Origin of the sequence: Enterobacter cloacae complex sp. P43RS, from assembly GCF_014930585.1 — a bacterium.
Lineage (GTDB): Bacteria > Pseudomonadota > Gammaproteobacteria > Enterobacterales > Enterobacteriaceae > Enterobacter > Enterobacter bugandensis.
The window spans coordinates 59,322-81,696 of record NZ_JADBRJ010000007.1 but is presented as its reverse complement, the minus strand read 5'-3'; the positions used below and the strand labels follow the sequence as shown (position 1 = coordinate 81,696).

The window sequence follows — 22,375 nt, the reverse complement described above, 5'->3', positions numbered from 1 at the left end:
GAGTCAGTTTTGTTTCTCTACACGAATAACGTAAACCACCAGGATTTAAGAGGTGCGCAATGAGTGCAACAGCATCGACAGCGCCACAAAATAAATCACTCGAGTGGATGAACCGCCTTCGCGCGAATCCTAAAATCCCGTTGATCGTGGCAGGCGCTGCCGCAATTGCGATCCTTGTAGCGATGGTTTTATGGGCGAAAAGCCCTGATTACCGCACGCTCTACAGCAACCTTTCCGATCAGGATGGCGGCGCCATCGTCACCCAGCTTACCCAGATGAACATCCCGTATCGCTTTGCCGATAATGGCGGTGCGCTTGAGGTACCGGCGGATAAAGTGCACGAGCTTCGTCTGCGTCTGGCACAGCAGGGCCTGCCAAAGGGCGGCGCGGTCGGCTTTGAGCTGCTGGACCAGGAAAAATTCGGCATCAGCCAGTTCAGCGAGCAGGTAAACTACCAGCGTGCGCTGGAAGGCGAGCTGGCTCGCACCATTGAAACGTTAGGCCCGGTGAAGAGTGCCCGCGTGCACCTGGCAATGCCTAAACCCTCTTTATTTGTTCGGGAACAGAAATCCCCTTCAGCTTCCGTTACCGTGAACCTCGAGCCCGGCCGCGCGCTGGACGAAGGACAAATCAGCGCGGTAACGCATCTCGTCTCCAGCGCCGTCGCCGGCCTGCCGCCGGGTAACGTGACGCTGGTGGATCAAAGCGGACACCTGCTGACGCAATCCAATACCGCCGGGCGTGACCTGAACGATGCGCAGCTGAAATACGCCGCCGACGTTGAAAGCCGTCTCCAGCGCCGCATCGAAGCGATCCTCGGCCCGGTGGTGGGCAACAGCAACGTGCACGCCCAGGTGACCGCGCAGATTGACTTCTCTAATAAAGAACAAACCGAAGAGCAATACAGCCCGAACGGCGATGCGGCTCAGGCGGTCATGCGTTCACGCCAGATAAACTCCAGCGAACAGATCGGCGGGGCCTACCCTGGCGGCGTGCCGGGCGCGCTCTCTAACCAGCCAGCGCCGGCAAACGCGGCGCCGATTTCCACGCCGCCGGCCAACCAGCAGAACGGTCAGCAAAATAATCAGCAGACCACCTCAACGACCAATAACGCTGGTCCGCGCTCCAGCAGCCGTAACGAAACCACGAACTATGAAGTGGACCGGACGATCCGCCACACTAAGCTGAACGTGGGCGATATTCAGCGTCTTTCCGTTGCGGTGGTGGTGAACTACAAAACCCTGCCGGACGGCAAACCGTTGCCGTTAACCGCCGAGCAGATGAAGCAGATTGAAAACCTGACCCGCGAAGCGATGGGCTACTCCGAGAAGCGCGGCGATACCCTCAACGTGGTGAACTCTCCGTTTAACTCGGTTGAAGAGACCGGCGGTGAACTGCCGTTCTGGCAACAGCAGGCGTTTATCGACCAGCTGATGTCCGCAGGCCGCTGGCTGCTGGTGCTGATTGTCGCGTGGCTGCTGTGGCGTAAGGGCATTCGTCCTCAGCTCCAGCGCCGTGCGGAAGCCGAAAAAGCGGCGCGCGAGCAGATGAATACGCGTCAGGAAACGGAAGAAGCGGTTGAAGTTCGCCTCAGCAAAGATGAACAGATGCAGCAGCGTCGTGCTAACCAGCGCATGGGCGCTGAGGTGATGAGCCAGCGCATTCGCGAAATGTCAGATAACGATCCGCGCGTCGTGGCGCTGGTCATCCGCCAGTGGATGGGTAACGAACATGAGTAATACGCTTACGGGCACCGATAAAAGCGTCATCCTGCTGATGACCATTGGCGAAGATCGCGCGGCAGAGGTGTTTAAACACCTCTCCCAGCGAGAAGTGCAAATTCTCAGTGCGGCGATGGCCAACGTGCGTCAAATCTCCAACAAACAGCTGACCGAAGTGCTGTCAGAGTTTGAACAGGAAGCCGAACAGTTTGCCGCGCTGAACGTCAACGCCAACGACTACCTGCGCTCCGTGCTGGTCAAGGCGCTGGGCGAAGAGCGTGCCGCCAGCCTGCTGGAAGACATTCTGGAAACCCGCGATACCGCCAGCGGTATCGAAACGCTCAACTTTATGGAGCCGCAGAGTGCCGCCGACCTTATTCGCGACGAGCACCCGCAGATTATCGCCACCATCCTGGTTCACCTCAAACGTGGTCAGGCGGCCGATATTCTGGCCCTGTTCGAAGAGCGCCTGCGTCACGACGTGATGCTGCGTATCGCCACCTTCGGCGGCGTCCAGCCTGCCGCGCTGGCGGAGCTGACCGAAGTGCTGAACAACCTGCTCGACGGTCAGAACCTCAAGCGCAGCAAAATGGGCGGCGTGAGAACGGCGGCGGAAATTATCAACCTGATGAAAACGCAGCAGGAAGAAGCCGTCATTTCGGCGGTTCGCGAATTCGACGGCGAGCTGGCGCAGAAAATCATCGACGAGATGTTCCTGTTCGAAAACCTCGTCGAAGTGGACGACCGCAGCATCCAGCGCCTGCTCCAGGAAGTGGATTCCGAGTCGCTGCTTATCGCCCTCAAAGGCGCCGAACAGCCGCTGCGCGAGAAGTTCCTGCGCAACATGTCCCAGCGTGCGGCCGATATACTGCGCGACGACCTTGCCAACCGCGGCCCGGTGCGTCTGTCTCAGGTGGAAAACGAACAGAAAGCCATCCTGCTTATCGTTCGTCGTCTGGCGGAAACCGGCGAGATGGTGATTGGCAGCGGAGACGACACCTATGTCTAATGAGCTGTCGTGGAAGCGCTGGACGCCGGACGATCTGGCCCCTCCCCTTGCTGAATTCACGCCCGCGGTGGTCTCGCCCGCAGAGCCCGACGCGGACGTTGAACAGCCCGAGCTGAGCGAAGAGGAGCAGCAAGCGCAGATGCTGGCGCAGCTGCAAATGCAGGCGCACGAGCAGGGCTATAACGCCGGTCTGAACGAAGGCCGCCAGAAGGGGCACGATCTGGGGTACCAGGAAGGCCTGGCGAAAGGGTTAGAGCACGGCATCGATCAGGCGCGCCAGCAGCAGGCGCCGATCCATGCCCGCATGCAGCAGCTGGTCAGCGAGTTCCAGCACACGCTGGACGCGCTGGACAGCGTGATTGCCTCGCGTCTGATGCAGATGGCGCTGGAGGCGGCGCGTCAGGTTATCGGCCAGACGCCCGTGGTGGATAACACCGCGCTGATTAAACAAATTCAGGGGCTGCTTCAGCAGGAACCGCTGTTCAGCGGCAAACCGCAGCTGCGCGTCCACCCGGACGATCTGCAGCGCGTTGAAGAGAGCCTGGGCGCAACGCTTAGCCTGCACGGCTGGCGTCTGCGCGGCGACCCATCCTTACACCACGGCGGATGCAAAGTCTCTGCCGATGAAGGCGACCTGGATGCCAGCGTCGCCACCCGCTGGCAGGAACTGTGTCGCCTGGCGGCACCGGGAGTCGTCTGATGACCGCACGCCTTACCCGCTGGCTCACCACGCTCGACAACTTTGAGACGAAGATGGCGCAACTGCCATCTGTTCGTCGTTATGGGCGACTGACGCGCGCCACCGGTCTGGTACTGGAGGCCACCGGCCTGCAGCTTCCTCTGGGTGCGACCTGCGTCATTGAGCGTCAGGATGGGCAGGAAACGCGTGAAGTGGAAAGCGAAGTGGTCGGGTTTAACGGCCAGCGCCTGTTCCTGATGCCGCTTGAAGAGGTGGAAGGCATACTGCCCGGCGCGCGCGTTTACGCGAAAAACATCAGCGGCGACGGGCTGCAAAGCGGGAAACAGCTGCCGCTTGGCCCTGCCCTGCTCGGCCGCGTGCTGGACGGAAGCGGGAAGCCGCTGGATGGCCTGCCCGCGCCGGACACCACCGAAACCGGCGCGCTGATTACCCAGCCGTTCAACCCCCTGCAGCGTACCCCTATTGAGCACGTGCTGGATACCGGCGTGCGTCCGATTAACGCCCTGCTCACCGTAGGGCGCGGACAGCGCATGGGCCTGTTCGCCGGTTCCGGCGTCGGGAAATCCGTCCTGCTCGGCATGATGGCGCGCTATACCCAGGCCGACGTGATTGTCGTGGGGCTGATCGGCGAGCGTGGTCGCGAAGTAAAAGACTTTATTGAAAACATTCTGGGTGCGGAAGGCCGCGCCCGCTCGGTGGTGATCGCCGCGCCGGCGGACGTGTCGCCGCTGCTGCGTATGCAGGGTGCCGCCTACGCCACCCGTATCGCCGAAGATTTTCGTGACCGCGGCAAGCACGTGCTGCTGATCATGGACTCCCTCACCCGCTACGCGATGGCGCAGCGTGAAATTGCGCTGGCCATCGGCGAGCCGCCGGCCACCAAAGGCTATCCGCCTTCGGTCTTCGCCAAACTTCCGGCGCTGGTAGAGCGTGCGGGGAACGGCATCAGCGGCGGCGGCTCCATCACCGCGTTCTATACGGTGCTGACCGAGGGCGATGACCAGCAGGACCCGATTGCCGACTCCGCGCGCGCGATCCTGGACGGCCATATCGTGCTGTCGCGCCGCCTGGCCGAAGCCGGGCACTACCCGGCGATTGATATTGAAGCGTCCATCAGCCGTGCGATGACGGCATTGATTACCGAGAAGCACTACGCCCGCGTGCGTAACTTCAAACAACTGCTTTCCAGCTTCCAGCGCAACCGCGATCTGGTCAGCGTGGGGGCGTATGCCAAAGGCAGCGACCCGATGCTCGACAAGGCGATTAGCCTGTGGCCGCAGCTGGAGGCGTTTTTACAACAGGGCATTTTTGAGCGTGCCGACTGGGAAGATTCAATCCAGGCGCTGGAGCTGATTTTCCCGCAGGTGTAACACAGGTGGAGGGCGAAGGTCATGGCGCAAAACAGCGCGTTATCAACGCTGAAAGATCTGGCTGAAAAAGAAGTTGATGATGCCGCATTGCAGCTTGGCGCAATGCGACGCGGGTGCCAGCAGGCTGAAGAACAGTTGAAGATGTTAATCGACTATCAGCATGAATATCGCACCAACCTCAATACCGATATGACGCAGGGCATTGGCAGCCAGCGCTGGATTAACTATCAGCAGTTTATCCAGACGCTCGAGAAGGCGATAGAGCAGCACCGCCAGCAGCTAAACCAGTGGACCCAAAAAGTCGATACCGCGCTGAATTTCTGGCGCGAGAAAAAACAGCGGCTGCAGGCCTGGCAGACCTTACAGGACCGGCAGATTGCAGCCTCGACCCTGGCGGAAAACCGCCTGGATCAGAAGAAAATGGATGAGTTTGCCCAGCGCGCATCAATGAGGAAACCGGAATGATCACACTGCAACAACTGCTGATGAGCGACAGCGACCCGTCAGGCGGGATGCAAACAGGGAAAGGCTCCGAGGGGGCACAGGACTTTCTCTCCCTGCTGGCGGGCGCCCTGACGGATGCAACGGGCAAGGGCAACGATGCGCCGCTCACCCTGGCGGACCTGAAAGCCGCCGGCAGCAAGCTGTCGAAAGTCGCGCAGGATGCCAAAGGCGATACCGCTCTGCAGGCCAAAATTGCCGACCTGCTCTCGCGTCAGCCTGCGCTGAATGGCGTTGAAACGTCGGAGTCCGCGCCGCTTGAAACGTTGGTCTCCGGGCTGGTACCGCTGTCAAAGGGCGACGCGCTGAAGACGCTCACTGCGGCCAGCGGTAAAGATGACGCTAAAACCGAGCTGAGCGAAGAAGAGCTGGCGGGGCTAAGCGCGCTGATGGCGATGCTGCCGCACCAGCAGACGACCGCCTCTCGTGCGGCAGGTAGCGACGGCGTTCACGCCACCTCGGCGCTGAGTTCAGCAACGCTTTCGCAAAACGGTGCGGGACAGCCGCCGTCCCTGAACGCGCCTGCGGGAAGCCATGATAAAGCGCCTCTTTCTGCGTCCTATCAGAGCCAGGCGAAGAACAACGGTCCGGATCTCGCCGCCAACGCGCCAGCCACACCGGTCGTGGCCGCAGCCGCTGAGAAACAGGACTTCGCCAGCGCCTCTTCGTCATCTTCGCCGACCGCTACCCTGGCGCCGATTATCTCCAGCCATGCGGCCAGCCAGCCTGCCGCAACCGTTGCCACCGCCCCGGTGCTAAGCCAGCCTCTGGGCACACATGAATGGCAGCAGTCACTGAGCCAGCACATCACCCTGTTCACTAAGCAGGGCCAGCAGACGGCGGAGCTGCGCCTGCACCCGGAAGATCTGGGCCAGGTGCAAATCTCGCTCAAGCTGGACGATAACCAGGCACAGCTGCAGATGGTCTCTGCTCACAGCCACGTGCGCGCGGCGCTGGAAGCCGCGCTGCCGGTCCTGCGGACCTCGCTGGCGGAGAACGGCATTCAGCTTTCTCAAAGCAGCGTCAGCAGCGAGAGCTTTGCCGGGCAACAACAGTCTTCATCCCAGCAGCACCATGCTTCACGCCCGGGCCAGCACGGCGGTTTTAATGAAGAGAGCGATGAGCTCCTGCCGACCCCTGCCGCCCTGCAATCCGCGGCGCGCGGTAACGGTGCCGTAGACATCTTCGCCTAAACGCCAGAGGTAGCGTGATTATCCCCGTCTTTTCCACGCTTTGACGACGGCAGGACACGGGATAATCACCTTATTAAGCTGTACCGAAACAGGAAGCTCGTATCAGATGACAGACTCCGCTATCACCAAAAAAAGCAAGCGTTCCATCTGGATCCCGCTGCTGGTGTTGATCACGCTCGCCGCCTGCGCTACCGCGGGCTATAGTTACTGGCGTATGCAGCAGGAACCTTCAACCGCTGCGGCCAAAGCCGAACCTGCCCCACCGCCGGCGCCGGTCTTTTTCCCTCTGGACACCTTCACCGTTAACCTCGGTGATGCGGATCGCGTGCTGTATGTCGGTATTACGCTGCGCCTGAAGGACGAAGCAACCCGCGCGCGCCTGAACGATTATCTGCCGGAAGTGCGTAGCCGCCTTCTCCTGCTGTTTTCTCGTCAGGACGCCTCCGCGCTGGCTACCGACGTGGGTAAGCAAAAGCTGGTCGACGCCATCAAGCAGACGCTGGCCACCCCGCTGGTAAACGGTCAACCTAAGCAGGAAGTCACTGACGTTCTGTACACAGCCTTTATTCTGCGGTAACGACATGGGCGACAGTATTCTTTCTCAGGCAGAAATCGACGCGCTGCTTAACGGCGACAGCGATAAGAGTGACGACCCGCAACCGGGTCTCACCGGCGACGATAATATTCGTCCTTACGATCCCAATACCCAGCGTCGCGTGGTACGTGAACGTCTGCAGGCGCTGGAGATCATTAACGAACGTTTTGCACGTCAGTTCCGTATGGGGCTGTTTAACCTGCTGCGTCGTAGCCCGGATATCACGGTCGGTGCGATCCGCATCCAGCCGTATCATGAGTTTGCCCGCAACCTGCCGGTGCCAACCAACCTTAACCTGATTCATCTGAAGCCGCTGCGCGGCACCGGTCTGGTGGTGTTTTCCCCAAGCCTGGTGTTCATCGCGGTGGATAACCTGTTCGGCGGCGACGGGCGTTTTCCGACCAAAGTGGAAGGTCGTGAATTTACCCACACCGAGCAGCGCGTCATTAACCGCATGCTGAAGCTGGCGCTGGAATCCTACAGCGACGCGTGGAAAGCGATTAACCCGCTGGAAGTAGAGTACGTCCGTTCTGAGATGCAGGTGAAATTTACCAATATCACCACCTCCCCGAACGATATCGTCGTCAATACGCCGTTCCACGTGGAGATCGGTAACCTGACCGGTGAGTTCAACATCTGCCTGCCGTTCAGCATGATTGAACCGCTGCGCGAGCTGCTGGTTAACCCGCCGCTGGAGAACTCACGCAACGAAGATCAGAACTGGCGTGAAAACCTGGTGCGCCAGGTGCAGCACTCGCAGCTGGAGCTGGTGGCGAACTTTGCCGACATTTCGATGCGGTTATCCCAGATCCTGAAATTACAACCCGGCGACGTTTTGCCGATAGACAAACCCGACCGCATTATTGCCCACGTAGATGGTGTCCCCGTACTTACAAGCCAGTACGGCACGATTAACGGTCAGTATGCGTTACGCGTTGAGCACTTGATCAACCCGATTTTGAATTCGCTGAATGAGGAACAGCCCAAATGAGTGACATGAACAATCCGTCCGATGAAAACAGCGGAGCACTGGACGATCTGTGGGCTGACGCGTTAAACGAGCAAAAAACGACTCCGACAAAAAGCGCGGCGGACGCGGTATTCCAGCAGTTAGGCGGCGGCGACGTCAGCGGCACGCTGCAGGACATCGACCTGATTATGGACATCCCGGTTAAGCTGACCGTTGAACTGGGACGCACCCGGATGACCATTAAAGAGCTGCTGCGCCTCACGCAGGGTTCAGTTGTGGCCCTTGACGGCCTGGCCGGCGAGCCGCTGGATATTCTGATCAACGGTTATCTGATTGCCCAGGGTGAAGTGGTGGTGGTTGCCGATAAATACGGCGTGCGCATCACCGACATCATCACCCCGTCTGAACGCATGCGTCGTCTGAGCCGTTAAGCATGAAAACCCAGGCAACAATATCACAGCCTTCCGCCGTTCCCGGCTCCCCGCTGCTCCAGGTGAGCGGGGCGTTGTTCGGTATTATTGCCTTTATTCTTATCGCCGCCTGGGTGGCAAAGCGTTTTGGCCTGGCGGGTAAAACTGCCGGCCCCCGCGGCCTGAAGGTCAGCGCCAGCACGACGCTTGGGCCGCGCGAACGCGTGGTCATCGTCGATGTGGAAGATGCGCGTCTGGTTCTGGGCGTAACCGGCTCAAACATCAACGTATTACATAAACTGCCGCCCGCCCCGGTCACGGTGGACGAGCGCGCACAAGCCCCTGCGGATTTTCAGTCCGTCATGAAGAGTTTGCTTAAGCGTTCCGGGAGAACCTGATGCGCCGTTTGTTATCCCTGACGCTTGCGGGCGTTGGCCTGTTTGCTCCTGCAGTTTATGCGCAGCTGCCCGGTCTGGTTTCCACGCCGATTGCGGGTGGCGGCCAGAGCTGGTCGCTCCCGGTTCAGACGCTGGTCTTCATCACCTCGCTGACCTTTATTCCGGCCATTCTGCTGATGATGACCAGCTTTACCCGCATCATCATCGTTTTTGGTCTGCTGCGAAACGCGCTGGGCACCCCTTCGGCGCCGCCAAACCAGGTGCTTCTTGGGCTGGCGCTGTTTTTGACCTTTTTCATCATGTCGCCGGTGATCGATAAGATTTATACCGACGCCTACCAGCCGTTCAGCGAAGACAAAATTTCGATGCAGGAGGCGCTGGAAAAAGGCGCGCAGCCGCTGCGAGAATTTATGCTGCGCCAGACGCGCGAGGCGGACCTGGCGCTCTTCGCCCGCCTGTCCAACACCGGCGAGCTGCAGGGCCCGGAAGCGGTACCGATGCGCATTCTGCTGCCGGCCTATGTCACCAGCGAGCTGAAAACCGCGTTCCAGATTGGCTTTACCATCTTTATCCCGTTCCTGATTATCGACCTGGTGATCGCCAGCGTCCTGATGGCGCTCGGGATGATGATGGTGCCGCCCGCCACCATTGCCCTGCCCTTTAAGATCATGCTTTTTGTGCTGGTCGACGGCTGGCAGCTGCTGGTCAGCTCGCTGGCGCAAAGTTTTTACAGTTAAGGAACGGCAATGACACCCGAATCGGTCATGATGATGGGCACGGAAGCGATGAAAATCGCGATTGCCGTTGCCGCGCCGCTGCTGCTTGTCGCGCTGGTTACCGGCCTGATTATCAGTATTCTTCAGGCTGCCACGCAGATTAACGAAATGACGCTGTCGTTCATCCCGAAAATCATCGCCGTATTTGTGGCGATTATCGTGGCCGGACCGTGGATGCTGAACCTGCTGCTGGACTATATGCGCAACCTGTTTACCAATCTGCCGTACATCATCGGCTGACCTGACGATGCTGCACTTCACCAGCGACCAGTGGGTTCAGTGGCTCGGCATCTATTTCTGGCCGATGCTGCGCATTCTGGCGCTGATCTCCACCGCCCCCATTCTCAGCGAGAAATCGATCCCCAAGCGCGTTAAGGTGGGGCTGGGCATTATCATCACCATTATCGTCGCCCCTTCCCTGCCACCCGTGGATATTCCCATCTTCTCGGCTAACGCGGTATGGGTCGCTTTACAACAGGTAATGATTGGCGTCGCCGTGGGCTTTACCATGCAGCTCGCCTTCGCCGCCGTGCGCACGGCCGGTGAGTTGATTGGCCTGCAGATGGGGCTATCGTTCGCCACGTTTGTCGATCCCGGCAGCCATCTCAACATGCCGGTGCTGGCGCGCATCATCGATCTGCTCGCCATGCTGCTCTTTCTGTCGCTCAACGGTCATCTGTGGCTCATCTCCATGCTGGTGGATACTTTCCATACGCTGCCGATCGGTGATAACCCGGTCAACAGCAATGCCTTCCTCGCGCTGACCCGCGCGGCGGGGCTGATCTTCCTCAACGGTCTGATGCTGGCTCTGCCGATCATCACCCTGCTGCTCACCGTCAACCTGGCATTAGGCTTGCTGAACAGAATGGCACCGCAGCTCTCGGTGTTTGTGATTGGTTTTCCGCTAACGTTGACGGTCGGAATTTTATTAATGTCATTACTGATGCCACTTATCGCCCCCTTCTGTGAACATTTATTCGGCGAGATATTCAATCTGTTAGCGGATATTGTCAGCGAATTGCCACGTAAATAATAGTCCTCACGATCGCTATTGTCTTTCTGAGGATATTCCTAAAATAAAACGCGAAAAACATCTTCCAGGATATATCTGACGCGGTTTAAATGTTTCTAACCACCTCACAATACTTAATATTTACTTTACTTTAAGAAGATTCCTGGCAAATTATACGTAACTTTACGGGATAGTGAGTCCGCCTGAAAGTCTTTGTCATGCTCACAGGTTTATTATTTTTTTCCATCCCGTATGGCTGTTTTGAGCTCTCAGGCAGATGGTGAATTATCGTTACGCATTGAGTGAGGGTATGCCATGTCAACGATCATTATGGATTTATGCAGCTACACCCGGCTAGGGTTAACCGGGTACCTGGCAAGCAGAGGGGTAAGAAAGAGAGACATCAACGATGCACACACCGTTGAAGAACTCGCAGCCGCTTGTGACGAACTCAAACCAGGCGTGGTGTTTATTAATGAGGACTGTTTCATTCACGATCCAGCCAACAGTCAGCACATTAAGCAAATCATTAATCAGCATCCAAAAACCCTGTTTATTGTTTTTATGGCGATCGCGAATATCCATTTCGATGAGTATTTGTTGGTCCGTAAAAATTTATTGATCAGTTCTAAGTCGATTAAACCCGAGTCGCTGGATGACATTCTGGGTGATTATTTGAATAAAGAAGTTAAAAATGTAGGAGCGGTTAACTTACCCACCCTTTCATTAAGCAGGACTGAATCAAGTATGCTGCGAATGTGGATGGCTGGACAAGGAACTATTCAGATCTCTGACCAGATGAATATTAAAGCGAAAACCGTTTCGTCACACAAAGGAAATATTAAAAGGAAAATTAAAACGCATAATAAGCAAGTGATCTATCACGTGGTACGTCTGACCGATAATGTGACGAACGGGATTTTCGTCAACATGCGTTAGTGGCTTAAACCCCTTTGCACCCTACCTTTGATCTCTGGCCTGGCCAGAGATTTTTGCTTTTGCGGACGTGGTCGGGCACGCGCAATGCCACCCGACGCCATACTACTCGGCTTTCTCAACAAAAATGCCGTCCGGATGCCCCAGTTCGTTAAAAAACCAGATACCGAGCGGGTAGTCTTCCAGTGAGACCAGGTACATTGTGCCTTCACTAAACTCTTCAATTGCCAGCACCACCCCCGGGCGGCGCGGCCCACCGTCCGTTTTAACGGTTACCCGATCGTTGACCTTCATACATTCCTCCTCTGGTTTTGAGCCAGTGTAGAACAAAACGCAAAAACACACATCGCCGCACGGCGTGAATGGCGTTTTTATACACAGTCTATACTTACCGTGGACACGGTTTTATGAGGAGCCCCGTAATGAAGACCGATAAAGAGTACAGCGACACCATCAAACGCGAGGTCGAGGTGGATGTCGATGCCCTGCTGGCCGCCATCAATGAGATCAGTGAGTCAGAAGTCCGCCGCACGAACGATGGTTCGGACCACGTCATTGTTAACGGGAGGGATTATCACACCTACCGCGAGCTGGCGGAGGCCTTCGAGCTGGATATTCATGACTTTAGCGTGTCTGAAGCAAATCGTTAGCATGAAAAAAATCCCGGTCATGGGGATGGCCGGGATCAAAACTTGCTTATGCAAGAAGCACTTGAAAATTCGTTACACCAGGAAATCTGATGTACAAACAACACTATCCCCAACGATTTTGCATGACAAGCATATATTCTTACGGCGAATATAATATTTTTAACATAATCGTTTTGGTTATGAGCAACAACATACGCCGAATGCGGGTTTGGCTGGAGCAGTTCTTTTCAATCCGGTTTAAGCCCAGATATTTTTTTAGGAATATTCTTAGATTAAGGCTCATTCGTTTTCGGGAGTTACTATGCTTTCACTCCGGGGTCCCCTGCTGATTTTTTCCGATCTGGATGGATCGCTGCTGGATATTCATACCTATGAGTGGCAGCCCGCGATGCCGTGGCTGGATAAACTGCAGGATAACCAGGTACCGGTGATTCTTTGCAGCAGCAAGAGCGCGGCAGAGATGCTGGATATTCAGCAGGATCTGGGTCTGGAAGGGTTACCGTTTATCGCTGAGAACGGCGCGGTGATTCAGCCTGACGTGCGCTGGGAAATGGGTCAGCGCCACATCAACGGCATGACGCACCGGGAGATTCGTCCGCTTATTGAGCAAATCCGCCAGCAGGCGGGCTTCAAATTCACCACCTTTGACGACGTGGACGAACGCGTCATTAGCGAATGGACGGGGGTGACCCGCTACCGGGCGGCGCTTGCCCGCAAGCATGACGCCTCCGTCACGCTCATCTGGCGTGATTCCGACGAAGCCATGGCCCGGTTTGAAGCGTCTCTGGCGCAACGCGGGCTGAAATGCCTGCAGGGTGCCCGTTTCTGGCATATTCTCGATGCCGGCTGCGGTAAGGACGTTGCGGCTAACTGGCTAATCGCGCAGTACCGTGAACGGGAAAATATTGAACCCACGACCCTGGGGCTCGGCGATGGGCCGAACGACGCGCCGCTGCTGGACAGCGTGGACTTCGCGGTGGTGATTAAGGGGATAAACCGGCAGGGTATTACGTTACGGGACGATAACCCCCGCCGGGTTTATCACACCCGGCAGGCGGGACCGCTCGGCTGGCAGGAGGGGCTGGATCACTTTTTGTCATGATCGTGCCAGACAACCCGGTTACGTCCGTCCTGTTTAGCTTTATATAACCGGGCATCCGCCACGGACTGCAGCTGTTCGAAATCGTAATTTTCGTTTTCCCGGGCGCTGCTGACGCCGAGTGACGCGCTGATGCGCAGGGTCGTACTCTTCTTCACCAGAATCTCCTTGCTGTTGATTCGGCAGCGAATACGCTCCGCGACGCCTCTCGCCTCCTCAAGACCGAGCCCCGGCAGGACGATACAAAACTCTTCCCCGCCCACGCGTCCTGCCACGTCGTTTTTACGCAATGCGCTGGAAATCAGCCCTGCCGAGTGGGAAAGCACCTTATCACCGGCCTGGTGACCGAACCGATCGTTGACGCTTTTAAAATGGTCGAGGTCTAACTGAATGACCGAGAACGGCAACGACTGTTGATGACACTTCTTCGCCAGCAGTTTCGCGCGTTCGAACAGCGCGCCGCGATTATTCAGGCGGGTTAGCGGGTCGTGCCAGGCCTGCCACTTGAGCGAGTGCTGCAGCGTATACATATTGCTGACCATCCGGCGGATCACCAGCCACGAAATCAGCAGCATCGCGGTAAAGAGTGCCCACAGTAATGCCAGTACGATACTGATGCTGCCGAAGTCGCCCTGTACCCCTTCCTGCAGAGTATGGACACGCAAAACCAGGCCATCAAAATGATCGAGCCGCTGCCAGCTGATGAAACGGCTGCCGAGGCGGATGCCACCACCAGTATCGTGCTCGATCGCCTGCGCTATCTGCGCGAGTTCGCGTTCATCGAAATGGTTCACCTGTTTATCTGTCTTTTCAGAGGAGGCAATCATATTGAGCCGGGAGTCGTACAGCTGATACTCCCCCTCCGTACGGTCGTCCGTCGCCTCTGCCAGCAGGCGTTGCATCGTATTCAGCGAGAAATCCATCGCCACCACGCCATACCAGTAGCGATTGAAATAGATGGGGACGCTGGCAGTGATCGTTCGCTCGTCACCGGTCCAGGATGACGGCGTGGAGATAAACCAGCGCACCGCGCGGGAGCGATTGTTACGTTCCGACTGCTGGGTAAACCAGGACTGCGTGACCAGGTGATAATAGCGGGGGATAATATCGCTCGCCTCTGTTAGCGTGTCCGTCGAAAGATAAAACCCGGCGCGTGAAACGTAGATCACCCGCGATTCACTATGCCTGCTCGACGTCGCCAGCCTGAGCAGATAACCCACTTCAAGCGCGGCTGAAATTTCATTGCTGATGCGTTCAGCGTCCCGGTTCAGAATCGACGTTTTTTCAACAAACGCATCCGAGACGCCGTTAATCGGAAGTGTGCGATTTCTGTCAACGAGGAGCTGCCAGGTGGGACGCATGCGTAATGCGTTAAAGTGCGATACTGCATCGTGCAAAACATTGAAGGCCAGCGGCGTCTGTAGCGCATCGCGCATGCTCTGGCGAAATAACAGCATTTTATCCACGCTGTACTGCAGCTGCCTGTCCAGCGAGCTGGCCACGGTTTCCAGGTGGTTGCGCTGGCTGGAGATATACGCCTCTTCGAGGACCACCACTTCACGCCAGGTCAGGAGGGTTGAAAATACCAGAACAGTGATAAAACAGAGGTTAACAATCAAACCCGGATTGCTACGCTTATGCAGCCATTGCAGAAAAGATCGTCTTACAACAAAGGTATCGCGCTGCACACACACTCCCTGATTACTGCCTTACACCCGGTACTTCAGTTAAAAACGCCCGGCAAAGCCGGGCGTTATGTGATTAAGCCTGATCGTGCTTGCGCTGGCCGTCACCCGGCTGAAGCTCATCTTCACGAAAGGCTTCCTGCTTAATGCTGTAGCCATCATGCCACCGACATTCCACCATTCCGCTGGAATACCCGGTGACAATCATGCGCGGGCCGCCCTTCTTAGGCTTAACTTCATCACTGACCAAAAAGACCATACCTGCCTCCTGTATCAGGGTGAAACTGTTTCAATTTAGACGAGGAATGGTCTTTTTGCACCCTGCGACGGGTAACAATTAGTGCGCCGTACCGCGCATTTTTTCGATCAGTTTCACCGCCGCCACCACGATAGCGCCAACGATAAAGCCCAGCACCAGATTAAGCAGCGTGGGCAGAATCGCTGCCACCACGCTCCCCTGCGCCGAGGCGAAATGTTCGATGGCATGGTGCAGCGGCGCTATGCCGTGGACCACAATGCCGCCGCCCACGAGGAACATCGCCAGGGTCCCCACCACGGACAAGCTCTTCATCAGCCACGGCGCCAGCGTCAGTAAGCCTTTGCCGATGCCTTTAGCCACCGCGCTGGATTTCTCCTCCAGCCAGTAGCCGATATCATCCAGCTTCACGATCAGCCCGACCAGGCCGTAAACGCCCACCGTGACCAGAATGGCGATCCCGGAGAGGATCAACACCTGATTCAGCAGCGGCGCATCGGAGACGATGCCCAGCGTAATGGCGACAATTTCAGCCGACAGAATAAAGTCGGTGCGAATGGCGCCTTTGATTTTATCGCGCTCGAAAACTTTCGGATCCTGCGCGGCAAGCGCTTCAAGGCGCTGCTGGCGCGCCTCCGGGGTATCCTTCTGCTTGCGCGAGCTCAAAGAGTGCAGGACCTTCTCCACGCCTTCGAAGCACAAGAATGCCCCGCCAATCATCAGCAGCGGCGTGATGGCCCAGGGGATGAATGCGCTGATCAGCAGCGCCAGCGGCACCAGGATCACTTTGTTCAGAAACGAGCCTTTTGCCACACCCCACACCACCGGCAGCTCACGGTTAGCCCGTACCCCGCTCACCTGTTGGGCGTTAAGCGAGAGATCGTCCCCCAGCACCCCTGCGGTTTTCTTCGCCGCCAGTTTCCCCATCACGGAAATATCATCCAGTAAGGTGGCAATATCATCCAGCAATGTTAATAAGCTACTTCCTGCCAAAATGGTGATCCTTCTTTTTTTGGTAATTAAGTGAATAGTATGGAGCAAAAGCGCAATCGCGGAAACAGGCAGCTTTCGTCAACAAAAAATTCACATCAACTACACAATTAAAGGGCTCGCCAGCGCGATAGTTTTCGCGTTTACTATCAGCGACCTTTTTATTTCGTCGTGAGGGATTATGCGTTTCCGGCAACTGCTTCCGCTTATCGGGGCACTTTTTTCGCTGTATATCATTTGGGGTTCCACCTATTTTGTCATTCGCATCGGCGTGGAAAGCTGGCCGCCGCTGATGATGGCGGGCATTCGCTTCCTCTCGGCGGGTGTGCTGCTACTGGCCTTCCTGCTGCTGCGCGGGCATAAGCTTCCACCGCTCCGCCCAATGCTTAACGCCGCCCTGATAGGCCTGCTGCTGCTGGCGGTGGGGAATGGTTTTGTGACCATTGCCGAGCACCAGAACGTACCGTCAGGGATCGCCGCCGTGGTCGTTGCCACCGTACCGCTGTTTACCCTCTGCTTCAGCCGTCTTTTCGGCATCCGCACCCGCAAGCTGGAGTGGCTGGGGATTGGCATCGGCCTTGCCGGCATTATTCTGCTTAACAGCGGCGGTAACCTGAGCGGGAATCCGTGGGGCGCAGTGATTATCCTTATCGGCTCGATGAGCTGGGCGTTTGGTTCCGTATACGGTTCGCGTATCGAACTGCCGACCGGCATGATGGCGGGGGCAATAGAGATGCTTGCGGCTGGGATTGTGCTGCTGCTGGCCTCAGCCCTGACGGGAGAAGAGCTGACTACCCTGCCGCCGTTGTCGGGCTTCCTGGCGGTAGGCTATCTGGCGCTGTTTGGCTCCATCATCGCCATCAACGCCTACATGTTCCTGATCCGTAACGTCTCACCGGCGGTTGCCACCAGCTATGCCTACGTCAACCCGGTCGTGGCCGTGCTGCTCGGCACCGGGCTTGGCGGTGAAACGCTCTCTCCGGTTGAGTGGTTAGCTTTAGGGGTGATTGTTTTTGCCGTCGTGCTGGTGACCTTAGGCAAATATTTGCTGCCGGCAAAGCCCGTGGTTACGCCTTGCGAGGTGGAGAAACCGTAAGCGCGTGGATCCCCTGCGTGTCGATCTGCGCGGCCTGGCCGCCGCCGCAGATCCACTCTTCCAGCCGTTCGCTCAGATCGGCATCGTTCAGCTTTAACCGTCCTCTCAGCGCACACTCCCAGACGATCAGCACTCGCCAGTCCTGCGCGACAAGCGTGGCGAGATCCCGCGCATCTCGCTCAACGTTCTTGCCAATCTTTTCCAGCCAGAAATCGGTGCGCGTCGCCGGGACTTTAAACAGGTAGCAGTCGTGATGATGCCAGAAACAGCCGTGGGTGAAGATAATGCACCGATACGCGTCAATGACGAAATCCGGGCGACCCGCAAGCGCGGGATCCTGCACGCGAAAGTCGAAGCCCGCCTGCGTCAGCAGCCCGGCCAGACGCTTTTCAATCGCGGTGTCACGCGTGCCGATGGCACGCATGTTTTTGCTCCGCGTGGCCTTATCGTGAACGTCCGTCATTGACGGCCTCACCCTGGCGGAGCGCCACCGCCTGTCTGATGCGCGGGGCCAGCAGTTTTGCCACCGCCGCGAACGCGGGCACCACCACTGAGTTACCAAACTGACGGTAAGCCTGAGTGTCCGAAACCGGAATGCGGAAACGGTAGCCCTGTGGCGTTTCAAAGCCCATCAGCCGGGCGCACTCCCGCGGCGTGAGGCGCCGCGGACGGTGACGCTGGTTTTGCGGATCGTCGAAATCTTTCTCGCCCAGCGCTTTATCCCAGCCTCTGTCGATCAGGATTTCAGCGCCGTCTTTGTAGTAGCGAGCGGACAGCGTGCGGGTCACGCTGTGCGGATCGTTTGGGTTCACCATGCCAAACCCGAAGCCGTTGCCTTTGGCCTGATGCTTTTTGGCATAGCGGTAGAGGTATTTCCACAGGATTGGGGTAAGGATAAATTTCGCGTCGACCACCGGCTCCAGCAGGTCGGCAATAGTTGGACGACGCTCGGGGTATAAGGAGGGAATATCCCGCAGGGTGAAATCCCCCTTAAGATTGAGATCGCGGCGGAAACCGACGAGCACAATGCGTTCGCGATGCTGGGGCAGGAAGTGTTTCCCGTCGATAATTTTCGGGTCATCCGCGCCCATGTCCTCGGAATCCGCCACGTCATAGCCCAGCTCGTCCAGCGTTTGCATGATAATGCGGAAGGTCTTTCCACCGTCATGGCTCTTTAAGTTCTTGACGTTTTCCAGCACGAATATGGCCGGGCGACGGGCGTCAATGATTCGGGCCACATCGAAAAACAGCGTTCCCTGCGTATCGCAGGCAAAACCGTGGGCACGCCCGAGGGCATTCTTTTTGGAGACGCCGGCCAGCGAGAAAGGCTGACACGGGAAGCCCGCCAGCAGCACGTCATGCGCCGGAATCGTCTGGCGAATGTGCTCGGCGGCTTGTTCATCCGTGACGCCGCTTTTATGGCTCAGGGTAACGTCGCGGATATCGGCGTTGAAATGATGTTCATGCGGATCGCAGTACCAGTTCGCTTTATAAGTGCGTACCGCATGTTTGTTCCACTCGCTGGTAAACACGCACTGACCGCCGATAGCTTCAAAGCCGTGCCGGATGCCACCGATGCCGGCAAACAGATCGATAAAGCGGAAGGCATAGTTCGGGTGCGCGGCAGACGGACGCGGAAGCAGATCTTGCAGATAACGAAACTCGCTTTCGCTCAGGCGGCGCCCTGCCCGATCGCTGGTCAGCAGTCGCTTAAGGATGGCCGGGCTCCAGTGGCTTTCGCCGTGCGCCACCAGCTGGTTTGCCAGCGTTTTAGCGTCATAAATATCCAGCAGCTGGCGCAGTAATGCCTGCACCGTTGCCGTTGACTTCTCAGCCTGCTCTGGCGCGGGCTCTGTCACTGATCGATTTTCCTGCATTCTTTTAACCGGGCAATAAAGACTGGAAACAGATTACCACAGTTCACTTTCGCAAACTGCGACGGAAGCGGTGTTGAATCTGGCTATCCAGCCCGATGCAGTCGCCCTGTAATTCGGCACTGAGTTTCGCCATAAACTGAATCAGAAAATCGGCGTTGTGCTGCGCGAGCTCGCGCCCGACGTCGGTTTGCATTGTATCAGGCAAGCGCAGCAGCTTGGTCTGAAAATGATCGAGCGCAAACGCCCGGTCATCAAGCGGGCGCGCGTCGGCAAACGGATCGTCCGCGTCAAAAAGCGGTACGCCCAGCGCGCCTGACACGGCAAACACGCGCGCCAGGCCAATCGCCCCCAGCGCCTCCAGACGATCTGCATCCTGGACAATTTTGGCCTCAATCGTGTGCGGCGTCAGGCCGGCGCTGAAACTGTGCGCCTCGATGGCGTGCTCCACGGCGGCATAGCGATCGGACGGGAAGTCAGGGAAATCGCGGTGCAGAATGTCCCGCGTTCTGCGCGCAGCCAGACGCGACGACTGGCTGCGTTCAGGATGATTTTTCGGCAGGCTAACGATGTCGTGAAAATAGCAGGCGGTCAGGATCGTCAGCGGGTCGACGTGGTGATGAACCATGATTTTCTGCGCCGTCAGCCAGACGCGACGGAAGTGTGAAATATCGTGCGCGGTGTCGTCGGTCGCGTGATGTTCATCAAGCCAGGATTCAAAGCGCTGCTGCCACTGTATGAGTTCCATCATCCTTTCCTGTTACGAAAATGGGCACTGAATTATAACATAGCTAAATAAAATAAATTTAAAAATAGAACCCAGAAATACTTAATAATAATTACCCGCAATACTTTCAAGCGATTAATTCATTTGAAAAATAAAGAGATCATTGGAAATATTTTGTAATATTTCACTGGTTTAATTACATTTATTTTTGAACCAAATTTACGAGCCATAGAATAGTATCAGACACGTAATTACGGAGGGTGATTACATATATTCATATAAATTATCTTTAAAGGGAATATATAATGAAAAGAAAAGTTCTGGCAATTCTTGTACCCGCATTATTAATGGCTGGCGCGGCAAACGCGGCTGAAATGTATAACAAAGACGGCAATAAAGTTGACCTGTACGGCAAGGTTGACGCGCGTCATACCTTCTCCGACAACGCGGGCGACGACGGCGACGAAACCTACGTGCAGATTGGTTTCAAAGGCGAAACACAGATTACCCGCGATCTGGTCGGTTACGGTCAGTGGGAATATAAAACCTACGCAAATGATACCGAAGACGCCGGGGATACCTCTTTCAACCGTCTGGCCTATGCGGGCCTGAAATATGGCGAATACGGTTCATTTGATTATGGCCGTAATTACGGCGTCGTGTATGACGTTGAAGCCTGGACCGATATGCTGCCGGTATTTGGTGGCGATTCCTACACCTGGACTGACAACTATATGGTTGGCCGTACCAACGGTGTTGCGACCTACCGTAATAATGATTTCTTCGGGCTGGTTGATGGCCTGAACTTCGCGCTGCAGTATCAGGGTGCTAACGAAGGTGCAAACGCTAACGAAGATCAGGAAGGCACCAAAAACGGTCACGACGACGTACGCTTCCAGAACGGCGACGGCTTCGGTATGTCTACCACCTATGACTTCGACTTCGGTCTGACGCTGGGTGCGGCGTATTCTTCCTCTGACCCTACCAACGATCAGGTTGCTTATGGCGCGGGCAACTATAACCGCTTCAGCAAATACGCAGGCGGTGACCGTGCAGACGCATGGACCGTTGGCGCAAAATATGATGCTCAAGGCGTCTATCTGGCAATGATGTACGCGGAAACCCGCAACATGACGCCGTACGGCAGCGACGGCATCGCCAACAAAACGCAGAACTTTGAAGCCGTAGCGCAATACCAGTTTGACTTCGGTCTGCGTCCATCCCTGGCGTGGGTCTATTCAAAAGGCATCGATCTGGGCGGTAACGATTATCACCCACGCAATGGCTATGACTATGTAGACCAGGATCTGGTTAACTACATCGACCTGGGCATGACCTACAACTTCAACAAGAACTTCTCCACCTACGTTGTTTATAAAATCAACCTGCTGGACGAAGATGACGCCTTCTACAATGACAACGGTATTGCAACCGATGACATTGTTGGCATCGGCATGATCTACCAGTTCTGATCCCTGAAAATACAAAAGCCCGCATTTGCGGGCTTTTTTGTTTCAAGGGACACTATTTTACGGCGCTTCCTGCAGCGCCACGCGGATAAACCCGTTATTCTGCACCAGCAGCTCATGGGCTTTCCACGCATCAAGGCCTGTCAGCACCATTAATACCGCTGTTTTACAGTGATGGTTACAGCTCTCCAGCGCGGCTTTTGCCTGCGCCCGGGTGCATCCCCCCGCTTCCATCACAATGGCGATCTGCCGTTCAGCCCATTTGGTATTGCTTGCCTCAAGATCCACGCGCAGGTTGCTGTAAACGCGCCCGGTGCGAACGGCCAGCGCGGTGGTAATCATCGAGAGGATCATTTTTTGCGCGATCCCCGCCCTGGTATTGCGATACCCGGCAACCACATCAGCCCCAAGCTCTGGGGCAATTACCATGCTTGCCAGCTGTGCTGCTTCGCTTTGTGCATCACCGGTGATGACCGCAACCGGCGCTCCCAACGACCACGCATGCCGCATTGCCCCCCAGACCCACGGCGTTTTTCCGCTGACGGTCACGGCAAGCATCATATCGTGCTCATCAAATTTAATGGCCTGCAGGTCAGCCACCCCGCGCTCGTAGCTCCCATCCCCCTCTTCTGCCGTCACGGCAATTACCGGCGTTTTACCCGGCGCATACTCATCTGCAGCCTGTTGTGCGATGCAGCCTGACGGGCCCGCGCCGACAATCACCAGACGGCCGCCGTGGTTGAGCGCCGAGGCGGCGTTATCCACCGCGCGGGCGATTGTCGTTAAGCAGGGGGTTATAGCAGCAGAAATGCGTGCATCTTCCTCGTGGATAACCTTCAGCATGTCCAGCGTGGACAATCTATCTATATTCATCGTGCTGGCGTGCCGTCTTTCCTTGACTGAACCGGTAAGCGTAATGCTCATAAACAGCCTCCTTA

At 56.6% G+C, this 22,375-nt stretch carries 25 protein-coding genes and 1 pseudogene; 18 read left to right on the top strand and 8 right to left on the bottom strand.

Annotated features, from left to right (window positions below; genetic code table 11):
• Nucleotides 1–59 precede the first annotated feature (59 nt).
• From fliF to rcsA, 14 genes and pseudogenes are all read left to right on the top strand, one after another.
• Nucleotides 60–1,739, top strand: coding sequence for a flagellar basal-body MS-ring/collar protein FliF (gene fliF, locus IM294_RS15370; protein WP_126818449.1), 1,680 nt, complete (start codon nt 60–62; stop codon nt 1,737–1,739).
• On the top strand, nt 1,732–2,730 hold the full coding sequence (gene fliG, locus IM294_RS15365; protein ID WP_014832476.1) for a flagellar motor switch protein FliG: 999 nt from the start codon (nt 1,732–1,734) through the stop codon (nt 2,728–2,730). Before fliF ends, fliG begins: the two co-directional genes overlap by 8 nt.
• Entirely contained in the window at nt 2,723–3,430 is a 708-nt protein-coding gene (fliH, locus tag IM294_RS15360; RefSeq protein WP_045260350.1) for a flagellar assembly protein FliH, read from the top strand. Before fliG ends, fliH begins: the two co-directional genes overlap by 8 nt.
• Nucleotides 3,430–4,800, top strand: a complete 1,371-nt coding sequence (fliI, locus tag IM294_RS15355) for a flagellar protein export ATPase FliI (RefSeq protein WP_023330814.1) — start codon at nt 3,430–3,432, stop codon at nt 4,798–4,800. The genes fliH and fliI overlap by 1 nt, the downstream gene beginning before the upstream one ends.
• A 21-nt stretch (nt 4,801–4,821) precedes the next feature.
• Entirely contained in the window at nt 4,822–5,265 is a 444-nt protein-coding gene (gene fliJ, locus IM294_RS15350) for a flagellar export protein FliJ (RefSeq protein WP_006811155.1), read from the top strand.
• The gene (gene fliK, locus IM294_RS15345) at nt 5,262–6,494 is read left to right on the top strand and encodes a flagellar hook length control protein FliK (RefSeq protein ID WP_126818448.1); all 1,233 of its coding nucleotides are present in this window, start codon (nt 5,262–5,264) and stop codon (nt 6,492–6,494) included. The genes fliJ and fliK overlap by 4 nt, the downstream gene beginning before the upstream one ends.
• Nucleotides 6,495–6,600: 106 nt before the next feature.
• Nucleotides 6,601–7,071, top strand: coding sequence for a flagellar basal body-associated protein FliL (gene fliL, locus IM294_RS15340; RefSeq protein WP_021241388.1), 471 nt, complete (start codon nt 6,601–6,603; stop codon nt 7,069–7,071).
• 4 nt (nt 7,072–7,075) lie between these two features.
• The gene (gene fliM / locus IM294_RS15335; protein ID WP_028013703.1) at nt 7,076–8,080 is read left to right on the top strand and encodes a flagellar motor switch protein FliM; all 1,005 of its coding nucleotides are present in this window, start codon (nt 7,076–7,078) and stop codon (nt 8,078–8,080) included.
• Nucleotides 8,077–8,490 (top strand): flagellar motor switch protein FliN, encoded by a 414-nt coding sequence (gene fliN, locus IM294_RS15330; RefSeq protein ID WP_003859592.1) that lies wholly within the window; start codon nt 8,077–8,079, stop codon nt 8,488–8,490. The genes fliM and fliN overlap by 4 nt, the downstream gene beginning before the upstream one ends.
• 2 nt (nt 8,491–8,492) lie before the next feature.
• Nucleotides 8,493–8,867: a flagellar biosynthetic protein FliO gene (fliO, locus tag IM294_RS15325; protein ID WP_126818447.1), complete on the top strand. Its 375-nt coding sequence runs from the start codon at nt 8,493–8,495 to the stop codon at nt 8,865–8,867.
• Nucleotides 8,867–9,604 (top strand): flagellar type III secretion system pore protein FliP, encoded by a 738-nt coding sequence (gene fliP, locus IM294_RS15320; protein WP_028013705.1) that lies wholly within the window; start codon nt 8,867–8,869, stop codon nt 9,602–9,604. The genes fliO and fliP overlap by 1 nt, the downstream gene beginning before the upstream one ends.
• Nucleotides 9,605–9,613: 9 nt before the next feature.
• Nucleotides 9,614–9,883: a flagellar biosynthesis protein FliQ gene (fliQ, locus tag IM294_RS15315; protein WP_008500315.1), complete on the top strand. Its 270-nt coding sequence runs from the start codon at nt 9,614–9,616 to the stop codon at nt 9,881–9,883.
• A 7-nt stretch (nt 9,884–9,890) separates the two neighbouring features.
• Nucleotides 9,891–10,683: pseudogene (gene fliR, locus IM294_RS15310) on the top strand (flagellar biosynthetic protein FliR); the annotation flags it as partial.
• Nucleotides 10,684–10,970: 287 nt separating this feature from the next.
• Nucleotides 10,971–11,594, top strand: coding sequence for a transcriptional regulator RcsA (gene rcsA, locus IM294_RS15305; RefSeq protein ID WP_013097740.1), 624 nt, complete (start codon nt 10,971–10,973; stop codon nt 11,592–11,594).
• Nucleotides 11,595–11,696: 102 nt separating this feature from the next.
• Here the strand turns inward: rcsA and dsrB are convergent, their stop codons facing one another.
• On the bottom strand, nt 11,697–11,885 hold the full coding sequence (dsrB, locus tag IM294_RS15300) for a protein DsrB (protein WP_013097741.1): 189 nt from the start codon (nt 11,883–11,885) through the stop codon (nt 11,697–11,699).
• 128 nt (nt 11,886–12,013) lie between these two features.
• Between dsrB and yodD the strand changes: the two genes are divergently transcribed.
• Together yodD and IM294_RS15290 are read left to right on the top strand one after the other, a co-directional pair.
• Nucleotides 12,014–12,241, top strand: coding sequence for a YodD family peroxide/acid resistance protein (yodD, locus tag IM294_RS15295; protein WP_028013707.1), 228 nt, complete (start codon nt 12,014–12,016; stop codon nt 12,239–12,241).
• A 301-nt stretch (nt 12,242–12,542) separates the two neighbouring features.
• Nucleotides 12,543–13,343, top strand: coding sequence for a mannosyl-3-phosphoglycerate phosphatase-related protein (locus IM294_RS15290; protein WP_126818445.1), 801 nt, complete (start codon nt 12,543–12,545; stop codon nt 13,341–13,343).
• Here the strand turns inward: IM294_RS15290 and dgcQ are convergent.
• The 3 genes from dgcQ to IM294_RS15275 form a co-directional block, all read right to left on the bottom strand.
• Nucleotides 13,328–15,028, bottom strand: a complete 1,701-nt coding sequence (gene dgcQ, locus IM294_RS15285) for a cellulose biosynthesis regulator diguanylate cyclase DgcQ (RefSeq protein WP_126818444.1) — start codon at nt 15,026–15,028, stop codon at nt 13,328–13,330. The genes IM294_RS15290 and dgcQ overlap by 16 nt on opposite strands.
• Before the next feature lie 73 nt (nt 15,029–15,101).
• Nucleotides 15,102–15,284, bottom strand: a complete 183-nt coding sequence (locus IM294_RS15280; protein ID WP_028013710.1) for a YodC family protein — start codon at nt 15,282–15,284, stop codon at nt 15,102–15,104.
• A gap of 78 nt (nt 15,285–15,362) precedes the next feature.
• Nucleotides 15,363–16,277: a DUF808 domain-containing protein gene (locus IM294_RS15275; RefSeq protein WP_169804339.1), complete on the bottom strand. Its 915-nt coding sequence runs from the start codon at nt 16,275–16,277 to the stop codon at nt 15,363–15,365.
• Between the two features lie 175 nt (nt 16,278–16,452).
• On the opposite strand from IM294_RS15275, the gene yedA reads away from it, so the two are divergent.
• The gene (yedA, locus tag IM294_RS15270; protein WP_028013712.1) at nt 16,453–17,367 is read left to right on the top strand and encodes a drug/metabolite exporter YedA; all 915 of its coding nucleotides are present in this window, start codon (nt 16,453–16,455) and stop codon (nt 17,365–17,367) included.
• On the opposite strand, the gene IM294_RS15265 is transcribed toward yedA, so the two are convergent.
• The 3 genes from IM294_RS15265 to IM294_RS15255 all read right to left on the bottom strand — a co-directional run bounded on the left by IM294_RS15265 (nt 17,339) and on the right by IM294_RS15255 (nt 19,989).
• Complete coding sequence (locus tag IM294_RS15265; protein WP_063942268.1) at nt 17,339–17,830, bottom strand: very short patch repair endonuclease; 492 nt, start codon at nt 17,828–17,830, stop codon at nt 17,339–17,341. The two genes, yedA and IM294_RS15265, sit on opposite strands and share 29 nt — an antisense overlap.
• Nucleotides 17,811–19,226, bottom strand: a complete 1,416-nt coding sequence (locus tag IM294_RS15260) for a DNA cytosine methyltransferase (protein WP_041909349.1) — start codon at nt 19,224–19,226, stop codon at nt 17,811–17,813. The genes IM294_RS15265 and IM294_RS15260 overlap by 20 nt, the downstream gene beginning before the upstream one ends.
• Nucleotides 19,227–19,287: 61 nt before the next feature.
• The gene (locus IM294_RS15255) at nt 19,288–19,989 is read right to left on the bottom strand and encodes a phosphohydrolase (RefSeq protein ID WP_126818497.1); all 702 of its coding nucleotides are present in this window, start codon (nt 19,987–19,989) and stop codon (nt 19,288–19,290) included.
• 284 nt (nt 19,990–20,273) lie between these two features.
• On the opposite strand from IM294_RS15255, the gene ompC reads away from it, so the two are divergent.
• On the top strand, nt 20,274–21,440 hold the full coding sequence (ompC, locus tag IM294_RS15250) for a porin OmpC (RefSeq protein ID WP_193360362.1): 1,167 nt from the start codon (nt 20,274–20,276) through the stop codon (nt 21,438–21,440).
• Nucleotides 21,441–21,497: 57 nt separating this feature from the next.
• Here ompC and IM294_RS15245 read toward each other — a convergent pair whose 3' ends face one another.
• Complete coding sequence (locus IM294_RS15245) at nt 21,498–22,361, bottom strand: N-acetylmuramic acid 6-phosphate etherase (RefSeq protein ID WP_126818443.1); 864 nt, start codon at nt 22,359–22,361, stop codon at nt 21,498–21,500.
• Between the last annotated feature and the right edge of the window lie 14 nt (nt 22,362–22,375).

Excerpts from the sequence above, each read along its gene's own strand:
- fliF (WP_126818449.1), top strand. The coding sequence starts at position 60 with ATGAGTGCAACAGCATCGACAGCGCCACAAAATAAATCACTCGAGTGG.
- fliP (WP_028013705.1), top strand. The coding sequence starts at position 8,867 with ATGCGCCGTTTGTTATCCCTGACGCTTGCGGGCGTTGGCCTGTTTGCT.
- fliJ (WP_006811155.1), top strand. The coding sequence starts at position 4,822 with ATGGCGCAAAACAGCGCGTTATCAACGCTGAAAGATCTGGCTGAAAAA.
- IM294_RS15255 (WP_126818497.1), bottom strand. The coding sequence starts at position 19,989 with ATGGAACTCATACAGTGGCAGCAGCGCTTTGAATCCTGGCTTGATGAA.
- rcsA (WP_013097740.1), top strand. The coding sequence starts at position 10,971 with ATGTCAACGATCATTATGGATTTATGCAGCTACACCCGGCTAGGGTTA.
- IM294_RS15245 (WP_126818443.1), bottom strand. The coding sequence starts at position 22,361 with ATGAGCATTACGCTTACCGGTTCAGTCAAGGAAAGACGGCACGCCAGC.
- fliM (WP_028013703.1), top strand. The coding sequence starts at position 7,076 with ATGGGCGACAGTATTCTTTCTCAGGCAGAAATCGACGCGCTGCTTAAC.
- fliN (WP_003859592.1), top strand. The coding sequence starts at position 8,077 with ATGAGTGACATGAACAATCCGTCCGATGAAAACAGCGGAGCACTGGAC.
- yedA (WP_028013712.1), top strand. The coding sequence starts at position 16,453 with ATGCGTTTCCGGCAACTGCTTCCGCTTATCGGGGCACTTTTTTCGCTG.
- fliQ (WP_008500315.1), top strand. The coding sequence starts at position 9,614 with ATGACACCCGAATCGGTCATGATGATGGGCACGGAAGCGATGAAAATC.
- IM294_RS15265 (WP_063942268.1), bottom strand. The coding sequence starts at position 17,830 with ATGACGGACGTTCACGATAAGGCCACGCGGAGCAAAAACATGCGTGCC.
- fliI (WP_023330814.1), top strand. The coding sequence starts at position 3,430 with ATGACCGCACGCCTTACCCGCTGGCTCACCACGCTCGACAACTTTGAG.
- fliK (WP_126818448.1), top strand. The coding sequence starts at position 5,262 with ATGATCACACTGCAACAACTGCTGATGAGCGACAGCGACCCGTCAGGC.
- IM294_RS15290 (WP_126818445.1), top strand. The coding sequence starts at position 12,543 with ATGCTTTCACTCCGGGGTCCCCTGCTGATTTTTTCCGATCTGGATGGA.
- ompC (WP_193360362.1), top strand. The coding sequence starts at position 20,274 with ATGAAAAGAAAAGTTCTGGCAATTCTTGTACCCGCATTATTAATGGCT.
- fliH (WP_045260350.1), top strand. The coding sequence starts at position 2,723 with ATGTCTAATGAGCTGTCGTGGAAGCGCTGGACGCCGGACGATCTGGCC.
- fliG (WP_014832476.1), top strand. The coding sequence starts at position 1,732 with ATGAGTAATACGCTTACGGGCACCGATAAAAGCGTCATCCTGCTGATG.
- dsrB (WP_013097741.1), bottom strand. The coding sequence starts at position 11,885 with ATGAAGGTCAACGATCGGGTAACCGTTAAAACGGACGGTGGGCCGCGC.
- fliL (WP_021241388.1), top strand. The coding sequence starts at position 6,601 with ATGACAGACTCCGCTATCACCAAAAAAAGCAAGCGTTCCATCTGGATC.
- IM294_RS15280 (WP_028013710.1), bottom strand. The coding sequence starts at position 15,284 with ATGGTCTTTTTGGTCAGTGATGAAGTTAAGCCTAAGAAGGGCGGCCCG.
- yodD (WP_028013707.1), top strand. The coding sequence starts at position 12,014 with ATGAAGACCGATAAAGAGTACAGCGACACCATCAAACGCGAGGTCGAG.
- fliO (WP_126818447.1), top strand. The coding sequence starts at position 8,493 with ATGAAAACCCAGGCAACAATATCACAGCCTTCCGCCGTTCCCGGCTCC.